This window comes from Desulfovibrio sp. 1214_IL3152 (assembly GCF_036763055.1).
Taxonomy (GTDB): domain Bacteria; phylum Desulfobacterota; class Desulfovibrionia; order Desulfovibrionales; family Desulfovibrionaceae; genus Desulfovibrio.
On the sequence record NZ_JBAIYW010000301.1, the window covers coordinates 1 to 2,343 of the forward strand.

The following is a 2,343-nucleotide window of genomic DNA, read 5'->3' on the forward strand; positions in this document are numbered from 1 at the left end:
TGAGCGGTGTGGAAGACGTTTTTGCGCTGGATACCCCGGACCTGCACGCGCTGCTGGAACAATGCGGCCACGGCCACGGGCGCCTCCTGCTGCTGCATGCGGGGGAACTGAATCTGACTGCCGCTTTTGCACAGACTCTCGGCCTGCCCTGCTGGCAGGAAGACCGACCGCCAACGCTGGTACTGCCCCCGGCCCATGCAGAAAGCAGCTCCGGCGCGTGCGCCGAAAGTCCCGAATTTGACATGGAAGCTCTGGCCTTTGCGCAGGCCGGAGCAAACTTTGTGCAGTATGCCGCCCCAACGCACGCATCTTTTTCCGAAAACGCGATGCAAGACGTTCCGGCGCAAGGCACATGCACGGCCCGTGCCGCCGCGCAAAACGTTTTTCTGCCGAAAATCCTGGCAGCGGCCCCCCATCTGCCGCACCCTGCCGGAGCAAACGTCGCAAAACCCCATGCGCGATATGTTCTTTCCGGCCATGCCAGACATTCCGCCCGTTGCCGGGAGAAACACGCGCACGCAAGCGCCCCTCTGCTTACCCTGACGCCGGGCTGCGAGGGCTTCTGGCTGCACCCCGGTCTTACACCGGACTTTTTTCGCGTACACAGCCTGGCCTTCGGCCTGTTATAACCAGCCAGCCCAGGAGCCGCCATGTCGAGCCAATCCAGCATTGACCGCATCCGCAACATCGGCATCATAGCCCATATCGACGCAGGCAAGACCACCCTGTCCGAGCGCATGCTGTTTTACAGCCGCAAAATCCACCGTATGGGCGAAGTGCACGACGGCGCAGCCACTATGGACTTCATGCCCGAAGAGCAGGAACGCGGCATTACCATCATGTCCGCCTGCACCACATGCCAGTGGAACGGCCATACCATAAATCTCATTGATACCCCCGGGCACGTGGATTTCACCATTGAGGTGGAACGCTCCCTGCGCGTGCTGGACGGGGCCGTCGGCGTTTTTTGCGCTGTGGGCGGCGTGGAGCCGCAATCAGAAACCGTCTGGCGGCAGTCTGAGGACTTCGGCGTCCCCAAGATAGCCTTTATAAATAAAATGGACAGGATGGGAGCTGACTTCGAGGCGGTTTTAGCCGCCATGCGCCAAAGGCTCGCCGCCAATGCGGTCGCGGTTGCCATCCCCCTTGGTCAGGGCGAAGATTTTCGCGCAGTTCTTGACCTTGTGCATGAAGAATGCCTGACTTTTGACGAGAATGATCAGGGGCAAACCGTGCGACACGCCCCCTTCTCGCCTGAACAGGCTGCGCTGGCCGCTCCGTGGCGAGAGCAGATGCTGGAAAAACTGGCCGAGGCTGATGAGGAATTTCTGGTTCCCTACCTTGAAAACACGCATGACGCCAATGCCGTTCTCGCCGCCATGCGCCGGGCCGTCCTGGCCCGTAGCATAACCCCGGTCTTCTGTGGTTCTGCCCTGCGCAACGCCGGTATACAGCCTGTGCTGGATGCCGTGTGCCGCTGGCTGCCTTCTCCGCTGGATGTTCCCCCGCCTGTGGGGCTGGACGCTCAGGGACATGAGGTCACGGTGCTGCCCGATGCCGGCGCTCCGGCGGTGGCGCTTGTGTTCAAAGTTCTGCTTGAGGAAAACAGAAAACACTGTTTTCTCCGCATGTACGCGGGGCGCATTCATGAAGGCGACAACCTGCGCAACACGACACAGGGCAAAGATGACCGCCTGAACCGTCTTTACAGGCCCCACGCCGACCGCCGGGAACAGCTTGAGATGGCCTCTGCCGGAGAAATTGTCGTGGCCGTAGGCCTGCGCTCGGCCCATACCGGCGAAACTCTCACCTCGCGTGACAGGCAGCTTTCGCTTGAAAGCATTGAGGCCAACGCCCCGGTGATCACCCTCGCCCTTGAGCCGCGCAATGCCGATGAAGGCAAAATTCTGGACGAAGCCCTGACCCGCTACGCCGAAGAAGATCCCACCCTCAAGATGCAGATGGATGACGATACGGGCATGCGCATGGTTTCCGGCATGGGCGAACTGCACCTGGATGTGCTGCTGGAACGCATGCGGCGCGAATACGGCATCAGCCCACGTTCGGGCAACCCGCAGGTCGTCCTGCGCGAAACCGTGCGCAAGGAAGCCGCCGCCACCGTGACTTTTGACCGAGAACTGGGCAAAGAGCACCATCAGGGTACGGTAAGACTGCGCGTGGCCCCCCGGCCGCGTGGCAGCGGCAATCTCGTGGAAGTGGGCGGCTTTCTGCCCGACAATCCCGAAGAGGCACGTAAGATTCTGCCCCGCGTGTACGTGGATGCGGCCGTCGAAGGTGTGCGAGACTCCCTGCAAAGCGGCGACATCACAGGCTACCCGGTCA

Annotated in this window: 1 protein-coding gene and 1 pseudogene; both read left to right on the plus strand. The window is 61.5% G+C overall.

The features are described from left to right. Positions 1 to 629 (plus strand): annotated as a pseudogene (locus tag V6C07_RS06465) (hypothetical protein); the annotation flags it as partial. A gap of 21 nt (positions 630 to 650) precedes the next feature. Next, positions 651 to 2,343: elongation factor G (locus tag V6C07_RS06470; protein ID WP_333535531.1), on the plus strand; the 1,693-nt coding region annotated here is incomplete at its 3' end.